Source organism: Streptococcus infantis, assembly GCF_047463635.1.
Taxonomy (GTDB): domain Bacteria; phylum Bacillota; class Bacilli; order Lactobacillales; family Streptococcaceae; genus Streptococcus; species Streptococcus infantis_W.
On the sequence record NZ_JASHDL010000017.1, the window covers coordinates 1 to 16,233 of the forward strand.

At 40.1% G+C, this 16,233-nt stretch carries 18 protein-coding genes and 1 pseudogene; 5 read left to right on the plus strand and 14 right to left on the minus strand.

What is annotated here, in order from left to right; genetic code table 11:
• Positions 1-111 (plus strand): annotated as a pseudogene (locus tag QM867_RS08690) (IS5/IS1182 family transposase); the annotation flags it as partial.
• 21 nt (positions 112-132) lie between these two features.
• Here QM867_RS08690 and parE read toward each other — a convergent pair.
• The 4 genes from parE to QM867_RS08710 form a co-directional block, all read right to left on the minus strand.
• Positions 133-2,076, minus strand: a complete 1,944-nt coding sequence (parE, locus tag QM867_RS08695; protein WP_371608012.1) for a DNA topoisomerase IV subunit B — start codon at positions 2,074-2,076, stop codon at positions 133-135.
• Positions 2,077-2,203: 127 nt separating this feature from the next.
• Positions 2,204-3,046, minus strand: a complete 843-nt coding sequence (locus QM867_RS08700; protein WP_371608011.1) for an amino acid ABC transporter substrate-binding protein — start codon at positions 3,044-3,046, stop codon at positions 2,204-2,206.
• A 9-nt stretch (positions 3,047-3,055) separates the two neighbouring features.
• Positions 3,056-3,685 (minus strand): amino acid ABC transporter ATP-binding protein, encoded by a 630-nt coding sequence (locus QM867_RS08705; protein WP_371608010.1) that lies wholly within the window; start codon positions 3,683-3,685, stop codon positions 3,056-3,058.
• 10 nt (positions 3,686-3,695) lie between these two features.
• A complete protein-coding gene (locus QM867_RS08710) occupies positions 3,696-4,337 on the minus strand; it encodes an amino acid ABC transporter permease (RefSeq protein WP_414315582.1) in 642 nt (213 codons plus the stop codon).
• Positions 4,338-4,552: 215 nt separating this feature from the next.
• Here QM867_RS08710 and plsY point away from each other — a divergent pair, with 215 nt between their 5' ends.
• Positions 4,553-5,194 (plus strand): glycerol-3-phosphate 1-O-acyltransferase PlsY, encoded by a 642-nt coding sequence (plsY, locus tag QM867_RS08715; RefSeq protein WP_371608009.1) that lies wholly within the window; start codon positions 4,553-4,555, stop codon positions 5,192-5,194.
• Between the two features lie 94 nt (positions 5,195-5,288).
• Here plsY and QM867_RS08720 read toward each other — a convergent pair whose 3' ends face one another.
• The 10 genes from QM867_RS08720 to QM867_RS08765 form a co-directional block, all read right to left on the minus strand.
• Complete coding sequence (locus QM867_RS08720) at positions 5,289-6,245, minus strand: ABC transporter permease (RefSeq protein WP_371608008.1); 957 nt, start codon at positions 6,243-6,245, stop codon at positions 5,289-5,291.
• 2 nt (positions 6,246-6,247) lie between these two features.
• Positions 6,248-7,306, minus strand: coding sequence for an ABC transporter permease (locus tag QM867_RS08725; RefSeq protein WP_371608007.1), 1,059 nt, complete (start codon positions 7,304-7,306; stop codon positions 6,248-6,250).
• Complete coding sequence (locus tag QM867_RS08730; protein WP_371608006.1) at positions 7,299-8,834, minus strand: ABC transporter ATP-binding protein; 1,536 nt, start codon at positions 8,832-8,834, stop codon at positions 7,299-7,301. Before QM867_RS08730 ends, QM867_RS08725 begins: the two co-directional genes overlap by 8 nt.
• Before the next feature lie 141 nt (positions 8,835-8,975).
• Positions 8,976-10,031: a BMP family lipoprotein gene (locus tag QM867_RS08735; RefSeq protein ID WP_045763743.1), complete on the minus strand. Its 1,056-nt coding sequence runs from the start codon at positions 10,029-10,031 to the stop codon at positions 8,976-8,978.
• Between the two features lie 94 nt (positions 10,032-10,125).
• Complete coding sequence (locus QM867_RS08740) at positions 10,126-10,515, minus strand: cytidine deaminase (RefSeq protein WP_000246080.1); 390 nt, start codon at positions 10,513-10,515, stop codon at positions 10,126-10,128.
• Positions 10,502-11,164, minus strand: a complete 663-nt coding sequence (gene deoC, locus QM867_RS08745) for a deoxyribose-phosphate aldolase (protein WP_371608005.1) — start codon at positions 11,162-11,164, stop codon at positions 10,502-10,504. The genes QM867_RS08740 and deoC overlap by 14 nt, the downstream gene beginning before the upstream one ends.
• Before the next feature lie 17 nt (positions 11,165-11,181).
• Positions 11,182-12,465, minus strand: a complete 1,284-nt coding sequence (locus QM867_RS08750) for a pyrimidine-nucleoside phosphorylase (protein ID WP_371608004.1) — start codon at positions 12,463-12,465, stop codon at positions 11,182-11,184.
• Positions 12,462-13,052, minus strand: a complete 591-nt coding sequence (locus tag QM867_RS08755; RefSeq protein WP_414315583.1) for a class I SAM-dependent methyltransferase — start codon at positions 13,050-13,052, stop codon at positions 12,462-12,464. Before QM867_RS08755 ends, QM867_RS08750 begins: the two co-directional genes overlap by 4 nt.
• 107 nt (positions 13,053-13,159) lie before the next feature.
• On the minus strand, positions 13,160-13,438 hold the full coding sequence (locus QM867_RS08760; protein ID WP_414315584.1) for a 1,4-dihydroxy-2-naphthoate prenyltransferase: 279 nt from the start codon (positions 13,436-13,438) through the stop codon (positions 13,160-13,162).
• A 168-nt stretch (positions 13,439-13,606) separates the two neighbouring features.
• Positions 13,607-14,011, minus strand: coding sequence for a hypothetical protein (locus tag QM867_RS08765; protein ID WP_414315585.1), 405 nt, complete (start codon positions 14,009-14,011; stop codon positions 13,607-13,609).
• 202 nt (positions 14,012-14,213) lie between these two features.
• Between QM867_RS08765 and coaA the strand changes: the two genes are divergently transcribed.
• The 3 genes from coaA to QM867_RS08780 all read left to right on the plus strand — a co-directional run bounded on the left by coaA (position 14,214) and on the right by QM867_RS08780 (position 16,013).
• Positions 14,214-15,134 (plus strand): type I pantothenate kinase, encoded by a 921-nt coding sequence (gene coaA / locus QM867_RS08770; protein WP_414315586.1) that lies wholly within the window; start codon positions 14,214-14,216, stop codon positions 15,132-15,134.
• A 52-nt stretch (positions 15,135-15,186) separates the two neighbouring features.
• Positions 15,187-15,435: a 30S ribosomal protein S20 gene (rpsT, locus tag QM867_RS08775; RefSeq protein ID WP_029689628.1), complete on the plus strand. Its 249-nt coding sequence runs from the start codon at positions 15,187-15,189 to the stop codon at positions 15,433-15,435.
• A 65-nt stretch (positions 15,436-15,500) separates the two neighbouring features.
• Entirely contained in the window at positions 15,501-16,013 is a 513-nt protein-coding gene (locus QM867_RS08780) for a DNA topology modulation protein (protein WP_311523127.1), read from the plus strand.
• Positions 16,014-16,233 lie beyond the last annotated feature (220 nt).

The following is a 16,233-nucleotide window of genomic DNA, read 5'->3' on the forward strand; positions in this document are numbered from 1 at the left end:
AAAGTAAAAACGTTTAAAATATTTTCAACAACCTATCGAAATCGACGCAAACGGTTTGGATTACGAATGAATTTGATTACTGGCATTATCAATCGTGAACTAGGATTCTAGTTTCGCAGGAAGTCTACTATATTAAAACACTGTTGCTTCTTCCAGCGTAAACTTGACATTGTCTTCAATCCACTTACGGCGTGGTTCGACCTTATCACCCATGAGGACATTGACGCGACGTTCTGCGCGTGCTAGGTCTTCAATCGTAACACGGATGAGGGTACGAGTTTCTGGATTCATGGTTGTTTCCCAGAGCTGGTCTGCATTCATCTCACCAAGACCTTTGTAGCGTTGGAGGGTAGCACCTTTACCAAACTGCTTACGTAGTTCTTCTAGCTCACCATCTGTCCAAGCGTAGGCCACTTCTTCTTTCTTACCTTTCCCTTTAGACATCTTGTAAAGAGGAGGAAGGGCGATATAGACATGTCCTGCCTCAACTAGTGGACGCATATAGCGGTAAAAGAAGGTTAAGAGAAGAGTTTGAATGTGGGCACCGTCAGTATCCGCATCGGTCATGATAATAATCTTGTCATAGTTAGCATCTTCAAGAGAGAAGTCTGCCCCCACACCAGCACCAATGGTATAAATCATGGTGTTGATTTCTTCATTTTTGAGGATATCCGCCATCTTGGCCTTGGCTGTATTGATAACCTTACCACGAAGAGGCAAGATAGCTTGGAACTTACGGTCACGACCTTGTTTAGCAGAACCTCCGGCAGAATCTCCCTCGACTAGATAGAGTTCATTCTTTGCAGGATTTTTAGATTGGGCTGGCGTCAATTTTCCAGAAAGCAAGCCCTTGTCCTTTTTATTTTTCTTACCATTTCGGCTCTCATCACGCGCTTTACGGGCCGCCTCACGAGCATCACGGGCCTTGATAGCTTTACGAATAAGATTTGAAGCTAATTCCCCATTTTCCATAAGGAAGAAAGTCAGTTTTTCAGCAACAATACTATCAACGATTGGACGAGCTAGTGGACTTCCTAGTTTATCCTTAGTCTGTCCTTCAAACTGAAGATGTTCTTCGGGAACTAGGATAGAAAGAACAGCCGCTAATCCTTCACGGTAATCCGAACCTTCTAGGTTTTTATCTTTTTCTTTGAGAAGGCCAGTTTTTCGCGCATAGTCATTCATGACTTTGGTAATAGCAGACTTAAGTCCTGTCTCATGCGTTCCACCATCTTTGGTACGGACGTTATTGACAAAGGACAAGATGTTATCTGAAAATCCATCATTGTACTGGAGGGCTACTTCCACTTGGAAACCGTTGTCTTCACCTTCAAAGTAAAGAACTGGCGTCAAGGTTTCCTTGTCTTCATTGAGGTAAGAAACAAAATCCTGCACACCATTCTCATAATGGAATTCAATTGCTTCGTCTGTTCGCTTATCCGTTAATGACAAGGTTACATTTTTCAGAAGAAAGGCTGACTCATTGAGACGCTCTGAAATGGTATTGTACTTGAAGTCTGTCGTAGAAAAAATACTGGCATCTGGCATGAAGGTAACTTTAGTACCTGTCTTAGACTTAGGTGCAGTCCCAACCTTTTCTAGAGTGGTAACTGGCTTGCCTCCATTTTCAAAGCGTTGTTTGTAAACAGCCCCATCACGAGTAATTTCTACCTCTAACCAACTAGAGAGGGCATTGACGACAGAAGATCCAACCCCGTGGAGACCTCCTGATGTCTTATAACCACCCTGACCGAATTTCCCTCCGGCGTGAAGGATGGTAAAGATAACCTCTACCGTTGGAATTCCCATAGCGTGCATTCCAGTCGGCATTCCACGTCCATGGTCTTGAACCGTTAAACTTCCGTCTTTATTAATGGTCACATCGATCCGGTCACCAAATCCAGACAAGGCCTCATCGACCGCATTATCGACGATTTCCCAGACTAGGTGGTGGAGACCAGCACCATCGGTCGATCCGATATACATCCCTGGACGTTTACGGACCGCATCCAACCCTTCTAGCACCTGAATGGCATCATCATTATAATTGTTAATATTGATTTCCTTTTTTGACACAAGGAACCTCCTATTCGTTCATCTTTACTATTTTACAGGTTTTCTAGGGATTTTGCAAAATTTTTCTAATTGAGCAGGTTTGAACTCAATTATTTATTCTTCAAAAAAAGAAACCAAGACGAGAGTCTCAGTTTTCTTTTCCTTTAACTTGACTTGTTGCAATATCTTCACCAAACCATTTTTGGCTAATTTCTTGGAATTTTCCATCTTGATACAATTCCACAAAAGCTTGATTCAAATTCGCTAACAAGGTCTTATCAGCTGGTCTCACTCCAACTGCAAAAGACTCGCTCTCAAAACCAGCTGAAAAAATCTCATACTGGTCTAAAATTCCTTCAGTTTCAAGATAATAATTGGCGTAAACACGGTCTATTAAGAGGGCATCAATCCGATCATTTTGCAGGTCAATCAAGGCTTCTGTAAAACTTTGATATTGGTTTGCCTTCTTATCTTTTACAATATTTTTTAAGAGTTCCGGTTGAGCTTCAAAATCTATATAACCAGAGGAACCTGCTTGGGCTCCCAAAACCTTGCCTGTCATATCAGACACTGATTGGATATTTTGCGATTTTTTAGAAACGAGAACCTGCTGATTCTCCATATAAGGAATTGTAAAAGCAACCTTTTCACGGCGTTCATCTGTTGCTGAATAGCCGTTCCAAATTGCATCAATAGTGCCGTTTTGAAGTTCTGTTTCCTTCATATCCCAATCAATGGGTTGAAACTGTACCTTGAACCCCAGTTTCTCAGAAACGGCTTGGGCTAAATCAATATCAAATCCAACATATTGCCCATTCTTTTCTTCAAAGCCCATAGGAACAAAAGTATTGTCAAATCCGATAGTAATTGTTCCTTGTTGTTGGTATTTTTCCCAATTATCTACTTTAGGATTGCTAGCTTTTTGTGTGCATCCTACAAGGAAAAAAGCCAGAAAGAATACCAAAACAAGGCTGATTTTCTTTCGATTCATAGACACCTCCTACTTAGGCTCTACTTTGAGAATCTGGTCAGCAATATTCTCTGCAAACTGGAGGTCGTGGGTCACGACAATCTGCGTCATGCCTAAGTCTCGATTTTGTAAAATCAGTTTTTCAACTTCGAGACGCAACTCTGGATCAAGGGCAGACGTTGGTTCATCATATCCAATCACTTCTGGATCTATCATCATTGCACGTGCTAAGGCAACCCGTTGCTTTTGACCACCAGATAATGAGTATGGATAAGCATCTGCGTGAGCTTCAAGCCCTAGACGAGCGAGTAAGTCAGCCGCCTTCTTCTTTGCGTCTACTTCAGACATTCCCATAGTCTTAATAGGTGACAAGATCAAGTTCTCCATAACGGATAAGTGAGGAAAAAGCTGAAAATCTTGAAAAACAAAACCTAACAAGTGACGCTTCTCAAGTTCATCCAATGGTAGGGATGCTCCATTATAAAAGATCTCTCCTGAATCAATAGTTTCAAGTCCAGCTAACATTCTGAGCAAGGTTGTCTTTCCACCACCAGAAGGACCAACGATAGCCAAAATCTGCTTTTCAGGAATTGTTAAACTGAAATTGGATAAAATTTCTTTTTTTCCAAATTTTTTGCTGATATTTCTTAACTCTAACATGGAAAACCTCCTATCTATAGTAGCTGAACTTCTTCTCAAGTTTCTTAGCTAGAATTGTAACGATACCAATCATAAGCAGATAAATAGCTCCTGCTAGAAACATTGGAATCAAGCTAGCGTCACGATTGGCCGCAGTTCGACTAGCTAGGATTAAATCTGAAATACCGAGTGCATAGACCAGAGAAGTATCCTTAACCAAACTCATAACCTCGTTAAATACACTTGGTAAGACAATCTTGGTCACCTGTGGCAAAATGATATAACGAACGGTATCAATAGGATTAAATTTCAAAACCTTAGCTGCTTCGTATTGCCCCTGAGGAATCGTTGCAATTCCTCCACGGAAAATTTCAGCAAAGTAGGCTGCATAATTAAGCGTGAAGGCAATAATCGCAGCAGGCACCCGGTCGAGTCGAATTCCGATACTTGGTAGGACATAATAAATAAAAATTAGTTGCAAGAGCAAGGGTGTCCCGCGCATCACCCAGATATAGATATCAATCATGTAATGGAGGGGTTTCCAATAGACCTGTAAGCAAAAGGCAACCAAAATGCCTAAAGGGATTGAAAAAAGTAAGACCAGTGCAAAAACTTGTAAGGTCATTGTCGCACCGCTCAATAAACTTGGTAATATCTCGAATAAGTAAGACATACTCCACCTCCTAAAAATAATTGTTCTCATTATAGCATAAATAAACACAAAATCAAGGAATTTCAGAAACTTTCATGAATTTTTAAAACTTTAGCCTTAATTTCCGAATAATAGTGCTCATGAGAAAAATTTTCTACTTACATAAAGAATCAGATGTCACAAAATGAGAAAAGATTCCTTTCCGTTTCTCTCCTATTTCATGGTATAATAGAAGCATGATGACAATAGTATTATTAATTTTAGCTTATTTATTGGGTTCTATCCCTTCAGGACTTTGGATTGGACTAGCCTTCTTTAAGATAAATATACGTGAACATGGTTCTGGCAATACTGGAACAACCAATACCTTCCGTATTTTAGGTAAGAAAGCGGGTATGGCAACCTTCGTGATTGACTTTTTCAAAGGAACCATCGCAACCCTACTTCCCCTTATCTTCCATGTACAAGGAATCTCTCCTCTAATTTTTGGTCTCTTAGCCGTAATCGGGCATACTTTCCCAATTTTTGCAGGATTTAAGGGAGGTAAAGCTGTCGCAACCAGTGCTGGAGTTATTTTCGGATTTGCTCCTCTATTTTGCCTCTATCTAGCAGTAGTCTTCTTCGGAACCCTTTATCTAGGCAGCATGATTTCTCTCTCTAGTGTTACTGCTGCTCTCGCTGCTGTACTTGGGGTGATTCTCTTTCCACTTATCGGTTTCCTACTTCCAAGTTACGATTTATTATTCGTAGCGATTATCCTAGCTCTCGCAGGTTTAATTATTATCCGCCACAAAGATAATATCAATCGTATTCGTAATAAAACAGAAAATCTTGTTCCTTGGGGACTAAATCTTACCCATCAAAACCCTAAAAAATAGAGCAGATGATGGAACAAAAAAATGAAGTTTTCGCCAGAGTTTCATTTCAAATACTAAAAAACGAGGTCGGGATTTTTCCCAACCTCGTTTGTGTTTATTTAGATTTGATATAGTTGATACCATCCGCCTTCGGTGCAACTGCTTTACCAAAGAAGGTTGCTAGAACGACAATGGTCAAGAGATATGGTGCAATTTGCAAGTAAACGGCTGGAACTCCTTGCAAGAAAGGAAGTTGAGAACCGATAACTGCTAAACTTTGTGATAGTCCAAAGAAGAGACTTGAAAGCATAGCACCAACAGGATTCCATTTACCGAAGATCATAGCAGCAAGTGCGATAAATCCAGGTCCAACGATGGTTGTAACTGAGAAGTTAACGGAAATTGACTGAGCGTAGATAGCTCCACCGATTCCTCCAAGGAAACCTGAAATCACAACTCCAAGATATCTCATCTTGTAGACATTAATCCCCAAAGTATCTGCTGCTTGTGGGTGTTCACCAACTGAACGAAGACGAAGTCCAAAGCGAGTCTTAAAGAGGATAAACCAAGCTAAGAATGAGAAGGCAATTGCTAGGTAACCAAGTAAACTTGTTGACTTGAAGAAGATATCTCCGATAACTGGGATATTAGCCAAAAGAGGGAAATCAAAACGTCCAAATGTTTGCGTTAAATTATCCGTTTGTCCCTTGTTATAAAGCACCTTCACCAAGAAAACCGCCAAGGCTGGAGCCATCAAGTTAAGTACGGTACCACTGACAACATGGTCAGCACGAAAATGAACTGTAGCTACTGCGTGAATCAGTGAAAAGATAGCTCCGACTAATCCACCAACTAGAAGAGCCAACCAAGGAGTTAATGCTCCCAAATCTTGTGCAAATTCAAGGTTAAAAACAACTCCAGAGAAGGCACCCATGACCATGATTCCTTCAAGTCCAACGTTAACAACTCCACCACGTTCAGAGAAAACGCCTCCGATACTTGTGAAAATAAGTGGTGCTGAGTAAATCAACATTGAAGAAACCATAAGGGTTAGCATTGTTGTAATCGACATCCTTATTTACCTCCTTTAAGTTGTTTTCTTGGTTTGACAAAGCGTTCGATGATGTAGTGAACGCTGACAAAGAAGATAATTGAGGCTGTAACGATACTTACAAGCTCAGATGGCACTTGTGCAGCATTCATACCAGGTGCTCCAACTTGAAGTACTCCGAACAAGAAGGCCGCAAAAAGAATTCCAATTGGTGAGTTTGCAGCGAGTAGACTAACCGCCATTCCGTTAAAGCCGATCGCTAATGATGAACCCTGAACATAAACGTTTTGGAAGGTTCCAAGTCCTTCTACTGCTCCACCTAGACCTGCAAGGGCACCTGAGATAATCATTGATAGGATGATGGTGCGTTTAGCTGAAATACCTGCATATTCAGACGCATTTGGGTTCAAACCAACTGCACGAATTTCAAAACCTAGAGTTGTCTTTTTAAGCAAGAACCAGATAACTCCGACTGCAATGATAGCAAAGAAAATACCGATGTTCATACGAGAATTTCCTGTTAGTTCAGCAAGCCATGGTGTCTGATAAGTTGCATTGGCACTAACACGAATGGATGAGTCAGTACTTTGCATAATTTCTTTAGGGAAGTGGTGGATAAAGGCATTTCCCACATAAAGAACAATGTAGTTCATCATGATGGTAACAATAACCTCAGATGTTCCAAGATAAGCTCTAAGAACACCTGGAATCGCACCAACAATTCCCCCTGCAACTAGCGCAATGATAATGGTTGCGAGAATCAGCAAAGGACGTGGCATATCAGGATGAGTCAGGGCAAACCAGCCACTAAGAACCCAACCCGCGAGGGCTTGCCCAGGAAGCCCAACGTTAAAGAAGCCAGCACGACTTGCAACTGCAAACCCTAGAGCGATCAAGACTAACGGACCCATAGCACGGAAAATTTCACCAATACCACGAACACTACCAAAGGCTGTATAGAACAATTCTTCATAGCCCCAGATGGCATCATAGCCAAAAATCCACATAACGATGGCTCCAAGCAAGATTCCAAGGAAAACAGAAATCAAGGGAACCGAAATTTGTTGTAATTTTTTAGACATCACTCTTCTCCTTTTCCAAGTTACCACCAGCCATCAAGACACCAAGCTCTTGCTTGTTGGTTGTTTCTGGTGTCACAATCCCTTGAATCTTACCATCGTGGATAACGGCAATTCTGTCAGAGACATTTAAAATCTCATCCAACTCAAAGCTGACTACAAGGACAGCCTTACCATTATCACGTGCTTCAATCAAGCGTTTGTGAATGTACTCAATGGCACCGACATCCAGACCACGAGTTGGTTGGCTGACGATAAGGAGATCAGGATTTCGATCAATCTCCCGAGCGATGATTGCTTTTTGTTGATTTCCTCCAGAAAGGGCAGAAGCTGGAACAATCTCACTAGCAGCACGAACATCAAACTCCTGCATCAATTTTTTTGCATAGTCAAGGATATTCGTATAATTTAAAATTCCCTTCTTGCTAAGAGGTTCTTTATAGTAGGTTTGAAGAGCGATATTTTCAGAAATCATCATTTCCAAGACCAAACCATCACGGTGACGGTCTTCCGGAACGTGACCAACGCTCAGTTCAGTAATTTGACGTGGATGCAATCCTACAATGGACTGGCCTTTCAATTCCACACTACCAGACTCAATCTTACGAAGTCCTGTGATAGCTTGGATCAATTCAGACTGACCATTTCCATCAATTCCGGCAATTCCGACAATCTCACCAGCTCGAACATCGAGTGAAAGATTTTTAACAGCAGGAACGCCACGGTTTTCATGAACAACCAAGTCTTTGATGGAAAGAACGACTTCTTTAGGTTGTGGTGCTTGCTTCTCAGTTTTGAAGGAAACAGAACGTCCCACCATCATCTCAGCCAAGTCAGCGTTAGTCGCACCCGCAATTTCAACTGTTTCGATTGATTTACCACGACGGATAACTGTAACGCGGTCAGAAACTGCACGAATTTCATCCAACTTGTGGGTAATCAAGATAATTGATTTGCCTTCTTTGACCAAGTTCTTCATGATAGCCATCAACTCATCGATTTCTGATGGTGTTAAAACGGCAGTCGGTTCGTCAAAGATAAGAATATCGGCACCACGATAAAGTGTCTTCAAAATTTCAACACGTTGTTGAGCCCCAACAGAGATATCTGCTACTTTGGCAGAAGGATCTACAGCTAGTCCATAACGCTCTGATAATTCAAGAATTTCTCGACTTGCTCGAGCAATATCTAGAACTCCATTTTTGGTTAATTCGCTTCCCAAAATGATATTTTCAGCAACAGTGAAAGCCTCTACCAACATAAAGTGCTGGTGAACCATCCCAATTCCTAGGCTAGCTGCTTTTGATGGCGAGTCTAGTTTTACAACTTGACCGTTAACCACAATTTCACCACTAGTTGGTTCTAGAAGCCCTGCAAGCATGTTCATAAGAGTGGACTTACCAGCTCCATTTTCTCCTAAAAGTGCATGAATTTCACCTTTACGAAGTTCAAGGTTAATCTTGTCGTTAGCGACAAATTCACCAAAAACTTTGGTAATTTCACGCATCTCAATGACATTTTCGTGTGCCATGTACTCTTCCTTTCAGAGTTTTATTTTATTTCAATAAAACCTGCTAAAGAAACTTAGCAAGCTCTATTGAGACAAAACAATTTGTCTCAATTCTTAAAGAAGCGGCCACAGGCCGCTCCCCTAAGAAATGACTTTCATCCATTATTTTTCAGGAACTTTTACACTTCCATCAAGGATTTTAGCTTTTGCATCTTCAACAGCTTTTTTACCTTCTTCAGAAAGGTTAGTTGTTACTAGATCAACCCCTTTATCCTTCAATGAGTAAACGATCACTTGACCGCCAGGGAATTCACCTTTTTCAGTTTTGTTTGCAATATCTTGAACTGTTGTTCCGACTTGTTTCAAAGTAGAAGCAAGCACGAAGTTTGATTCTTTACCATCTTTAGAAGTGTATTTACCTTCTTCAACTTGGTCACGGTCTACACCGATAACCCAAACTTTTTCGCCTTCGTTTTTGCTTTCATTCAAAGATTTAGCTTCTGAGAAGACACCTGCACCAGTACCACCAGCTGCTTGGTAGATTACGTCTGCACCTGCAGCGTATTGAGCTGCAGCGATTGTTTTACCTTTAGCGGCATCACCAAATGAACCAGCGTAGTCTACTTGTACTTTGATAGATGGGTCAACTGACTCAACACCAGCTTTGAAACCAGCTGCGAAACGAGAAATAACTTCAGATTCCATACCACCTACAAAACCAACTTGTTTTGTTTTAGTAGTTTTAGCTGCTGCTACACCTGCAAGGTAAGCTGCTTCATTATCAGCAAATGTTACACTTGCTACGTTCTTTTGATCTTTAATCACATCATCAATCAAAACATAGTTCAAGTCTGCATGTTCTTTCGCTGCTTCTTCAACCGCATTGTGAAGGGCAAAACCAACACCATAAATCAAGTTGTAGCTTCCTGCTGCTTGGTTCAAGTTGTTAGCGTAGTCAGCTTCACTTGTTGATTGGAAGTATGTGTAGCCTTTATCTTTTGCAAGATTGTGCTCTTTACCCCAAGCTTGAAGACCTTCCCAAGCTGATTGGTTGAATGATTTATCATCAACACCACCAGTATCTGTAACGATAGCTGCTTTAGTCTTCAAATCAGAAGATGAAGATGCTGCGTTACGAGAAGAGCGATTACCACATGCAGCAAGTCCAAATGCTGCTACTGCAACTAGACCAAGGCCTAGCCATTGTTTCTTGTTCATTACTGAACCTCCTAAATAAGATGCGCAACGAAGTTGCAAGTATGGATTGATTGGCCACAAGGACCCTTGTCACTCAGGGAGTGACGCAGACTAACTAATGCAAGTCTGTAAATGAGTATGGAAGTAATTCCCCGACCGTCATCTCGACCGTCGATTTATCTTTGGCAACTAAAGTCACCTTTAGATCTTGTTCAAAAAATTCGACCATAACTTGGCGACAAGCTCCGCAAGGAGAAATAGGTTTCTCAGTTTGACCGTAAACAATCAGTTCTGAAAACTCACGTTGTCCTTCGGAGATAGCTTTAAAGATTGCTGTTCTCTCACCACAGTTGGTCAAGGGGTAGCTAGCATTTTCAATATTGCATCCTGTATATACACTTCCGTCCTTGGCAACCAAAACGGCACCAATCGGAAAATGTGAATAAGGAACATAGGCATTTTTACTAGTCTCAATCGCTAAATCAATCAACTCAGTAGTCGCCATCTGCTAACTCTCCTTTTAAGATTGCTACACCAGAAGATGTTCCGATACGAGTAGCTCCTGCTTCAACAAAGGCTACAGCATCTGCATAAGAACGAGCCCCTCCTGCTGCTTTGACTCCCATGTCTGGACCAACAGTCTGACGCATTAATTTAACATCCGGTAGGGTTGCACCACCTGTTGAGAAGCCTGTTGACGTCTTGACAAAGTCTGCTCCTGCTTTCTGAGCTAGCTGACAAGCTAGAACTTTTTCTTCATCAGTCAACAAACAAGCCTCGATAATAACCTTAACCAGTTTGTCTCCGCTTGCTTCAACAACAGCTCGAATATCTGACTCAACTAAATCAGCATTCCCAGACTTGAGTGCTCCAACATTGATAACCATATCAATCTCATCAGCACCATTTTGGATAGCTTCTTTGGTTTCGAAGGCTTTAACAGCAGATGTTGTGGATCCAAGAGGGAAGCCTACAACCGTACAAACCTTAACATCAGTATTTTCTAGACCAGCTTTTGCATGAGAAACCCAGCAAGGATTAACACAAACACTGGCAAAATCGTACTCTCTTGCTTCAGATAGCAAACGATCAATTTGTTCCTCTGTTGCATCTTGTTTTAAAAGCGTATGATCAATGTATTTATTTAATTTCATTTCGGTTTTTCCTTAAATTAGGAGATGATTTCGATAATTTCACGCGATTTTATCACTTCATCACTTATTTTAATTTTAACATATTTTTGGAAATCTGTAACTAGTTCCGGAGAAATTTTGCCATTTGTATATACTTTTGCAACAATTTCACCCTTTCTGACAAAGTCTCCAACTTTCTTCTCAAAGACAATCCCCGTCTCATAGTCAAGGGCGTCTGTTTTCACTGCACGACCAGCACCCAATCTCATGGCAAAAAGACCAAACTCCATGGCTGGAAGTTCTGCGATAATACCATCCTCCTGAGCAGGAATATCAACTACATGCTCAACCTTTACTGGACGATAGAGGTCTTCTAAATCTCCACCCTGAGCTACAACCATCTCTTCGAATTTCTGGAGCGCCTTACCATTTTCAAGATGTTGCCTTACTTCCTCAACAGTTTTTTCAACATTAGCTAAAGATAGCATAATCTGAGCTAACTCGCAGATAAAATGACTAATATCTTCACGTCCCTTACCTTGAAGAATTTCTAGTGCTTCTAGTATTTCCAAGCGGTTTCCAATGGCACGTCCCAAGGGTTGACTCATGTCCGTAATGACTGCTACTGTCTTACGACCTACAGCCTTTCCAAGATTTACCATAGTTTGAGCCAATTCACGGGCCTCGTCCACTGTTTTCATGAAGGCACCTTCACCAACAGTAACGTCAAGTAAGATGGCGTCAGCTCCAGCTGCAATCTTTTTACTCATGACTGAGCTAGCAATCAAGGGAATAGTATCAACCGTTGCCGTCACATCACGAAGGGCATAGAGCAATTTATCAGCCTTAACCAGTTGATCGGACTGGCCAATGACTGAGACACCAATATCCTGAACTTGTTTGATAAATCCATCCTGATTTCGTTCAATCTGAAAACCTTTGATGGATTCTAGCTTATCAATGGTCCCACCAGTATGACCCAGACCTCTACCACTCATCTTAGCAACTGGAACACCAAAACTAGCTACCAAGGGTGCTAGGATTAAAGTTACCTTATCACCAACTCCACCAGTAGAGTGTTTATCCACCTTAATGCCTTCGATTGGCGATAAATTAAATTCCTGACCTGTCTTAACCATGTTCATAGTCAAGTCAGAAATCTCATCTATAGTCATTCCCTGAAAATATACTGCCATAGCAAAAGCGGCCATCTGGTAGTCAGGAACAGTTCCTGCCACATAACCTTCAATCAACCATTGAATCTCACTGGAGCTTAGTTCTTGGCCGTTTCTTTTTTTCTGGATTAGATCTACTGCTCTCATTCTTTCACACTTCTAAGGATATAATATCCCTTATCTTTCTTTACAACCTCACAATTGCCGAAAACTTCTTCCATCTTACTTTTGGCACTAGGAGCTCCTTGTTTTTTCTGGATGACGATCGTCAAATCTCCACCATCTACTAAAAAGTCTATACTTTTCTCGATGATTTCGTGGACTACTTGCTTGCCTGCACGTATAGGAGGATTGGAAATGACATGGTCAAATTGTCCTTCTACCTGCTCATAAATATTAGACTGGAAGATAGTCGATTGAACCTTGTTTTTTACTGCATTTTGCTGGGCTAAATCCAGGGCACGATTATTGATATCCACCATCGTTGCTTGGGCACCATATGCTTTAACCAAAGACAAACCTATCGGACCATAGCCACAACCAACATCAAGAATTTTTTCACCTTTTTCAATATCTAAACATCTTAACAACAACTGACTTCCAAAGTCAATCATTTTTTTACTAAAGACACCAGCATCTGTCAAAAAGGTCATCTTTTGCCCAAGTAGCTCAACTCTAAGCTCATGAACATCATGGGCTGCATCTGGATTTTCTGCATAATACATTTTACTCATGACACTATTTTACCATAAAAATAAGTTATTTGTAAATCGTTTACAAAGATAGCAAGCCCTTAAATCACATTGTATTTTCTCAAAAATAATATAAATTCGGATTAACATTAGGGACCTAGTAAAAAGCTCCCAACTGCCATGGTAATCGGAAAAGCAAAAATGCAAGCAAGACCAAAAAAGAAGAGCCAGCACTTTCTTTTAAAGAAAGCTAGCACAAGGTAGCCAAGACCTATGAGGGGCAACAAAATAAAAAGAACAAATGTGGTCCAGTTATATGAGCGAAGTCCGATAAAAAAGGAAAAATTAATCCAGTTTGGTGATAACCATAAAACAACTACAAATAGATTGATCAAAACCAGCATTTTTTCTCTTAATCTAGCTTTCATCTTAGCACCTCCTTTATAGGTTCCCCCCTTATATTTTAACAAAGAAAGCGCTTTTTCTCAATCTCTATCAATTATTGGAAACGAATGACAAGTCATTGGGAGCTACTAGGTATCACAGTCAGGATAAAACAACAAATTTATTGTCTATAATCAGATTCATTTTGATTACTATTGCTTTACCTTCAAATACTTAATTACCAACAGGATTCCCAACAAGATGTTTAGATAAAAGCCCAACTGATAAGTTTGTGTCAGGATTTCCAAACTTGTCCACAGGCGTATCAAATCTTCTATTGACATGCGAAATAAATAACCCTCTGTAGCAATCCACAAAATCAAAAATAGATAACTACCAGCAGCAAGGAATTTTGTCCAACCTTTCCTTAACAACCATGCAATGAGGAGTGAACAAATGAAAATAGTTGTTACAATGGCATAATCCATTAAAAATGTAAAACCATAATAAATTTCCACAAAACGTCTACCATTATCCACATTGACTCCTTTTATAAAAGGTAAAGCAAAACTTAAAATAAAACAGAGTTCCAATATGTAACTTTTTAAGATTTTCATAGTACACCTCCTATTGAGTTTTGAACTAAAAAGCCCCCTTTATTAGCTGATAAAATCAGGAGAAATCAGCTCCTACTTCATCAATAAATTGTTCATTCTCTATCTACTTATAGTATATACTACTGACTTATCACATTCAAGAAACCGCTTTATTTTTTTAGTTTTTTATGGTATGATAGACAAAATATCTAGGGGAAAACAAATGACCAACGAATTTTTACATTTTGAAAGGATAAACCGCGAAACTTGGCAATCCTTGCATCGCAAAACAACTCCTCCCTTGACCGAGGAAGAGTTAGATTCTATTAAGAGTTTCAATGACCAGATTAGCCTTCAAGACGTTACAGATATCTATCTGCCACTGGCACATCTGATTCAGATTTACAAACGTTCCAAAGAAGACCTTGCCTTCTCAAAAGGCATTTTCCTTCAAAGAGAGAGCAAAAAACAGCCCTTTATTATTGGAGTTTCAGGAAGTGTCGCTGTCGGTAAATCAACTACTAGTCGGCTCTTGCAAATTTTGCTGTCTCGTATCCTTCCTGGAGCAAGTGTTGAACTAGTGACTACAGATGGTTTTTTATACTCAAATAGTGTCTTAATTGAGCAAGATATCCTTAACCGCAAGGGTTTTCCTGAGAGCTACGATATGGAAGCTTTGCTTAATTTTCTAGACCAACTCAAAAATGGGCAGGATGTTGATATACCTGTTTATTCCCATGAAATCTATGATATTGTCCCTGGTCAAAAACAACGAGTAGTAGCCGCTGATTTTGTCATTGTTGAGGGAATCAATGTGTTCCAAAATCCACATAATGCCCGTCTCTATATTACTGATTTCTTTGACTTTTCAATCTATGTCGATGCCGCTGTCGAAGACATTGAAAGTTGGTATTTGGATCGATTCTTAAAACTCCTTAGCTTTGCTCAAGATGATCCAGGCAACTATTACTATCGTTTCACTCAACTTCCTCTTAGTGAAGTCAAGGATTTTGCTCACCAAGTTTGGACCAGTATCAACCTCACCAATCTCCAAAATTACATTGAACCGACACGAAATCGAGCCGAGGTCATTCTCCATAAATCTAAAAATCACGAAATTGATGAAATTTACTTAAAAAAATAATTTTCCCTTGTCAAAACGTAAGTTTTCAGATATAATGGTATAGTTAGTAAAAATGGAGGTAAGAACATTGGCAAACATTAAATCAGCTATCAAACGCGCTGAATTAAACGTTAAACAAAACGAAAAGAACTCAGCTCAAAAATCAGCTATGCGTACTGCTATCAAAGCTTTTGAAGCAAACCCATCTGAAGAACTTTACCGTGCTGCCAGCTCAGCTATCGATAAAGCAGAAACTAAAGGTTTGATCCACAAAAACAAAGCTAGCCGTGATAAAGCACGTCTTGCAGCTAAACTTGGTTAATCTTTAACTGCATACAAAATGAGCTCTTCGGAGCTTTTTTTGTACACTTTTTTCTGGAGGTCATTATGAAAATAGCCATTATCGGATATTCAGGATCAGGTAAATCTACTCTTGCTGAAAAACTATCTAAGCACTACTCCATCCCAAAACTTCACATGGACACACTTCAATTTCAGCCAGGCTGGGTAGACAGTGACCGCGATTGGATGCTTAAGGAAATGGAGACTTTCCTTACCAAACACAAAGATTGGGTCATTGATGGCAACTACTCTTGGTGTTGCTATGAGGAAAGAATGGAGCAAGCTGACCAGATTATCTTTTTAAATTTCTCGGCTTGGACTTGTTTGCTAAGAGCCTTTAAGCGCTATTTAAAATATAGAGGCAAAGTTAGAGAAAGTATGGCAGCAGGATGCCCCGAGCAATTCAACTGGGAATTTATCCGTTGGATTCTCTGGGATGGACGAACAAAAAATGCAAAGGAAAGATACCAACACTTAAACAATACTTACGGAGAAAAGATGCGCATTCTCCATTCTCAAGCAGAGATTGATTGTTTTTTGCGATCTTTAAAAAAGTAAACAATATAGTAGCATTTCATTAAAATCAGCATGTACTGATTGACTAAAAAAGGAAGATTTTCATCCAGAAAATCTTCCTTTTTTCCTTTTATTCAACAATTAAAAATAACTCGAGCAATTTATAAATCAACAATAATATTCCCCTAGAAATGAAGAGAATCGTGTTCATAGTTTCTGAGTTCGTGATACAAAAAACTGAAGGAAGTATAGTCCTACTTCT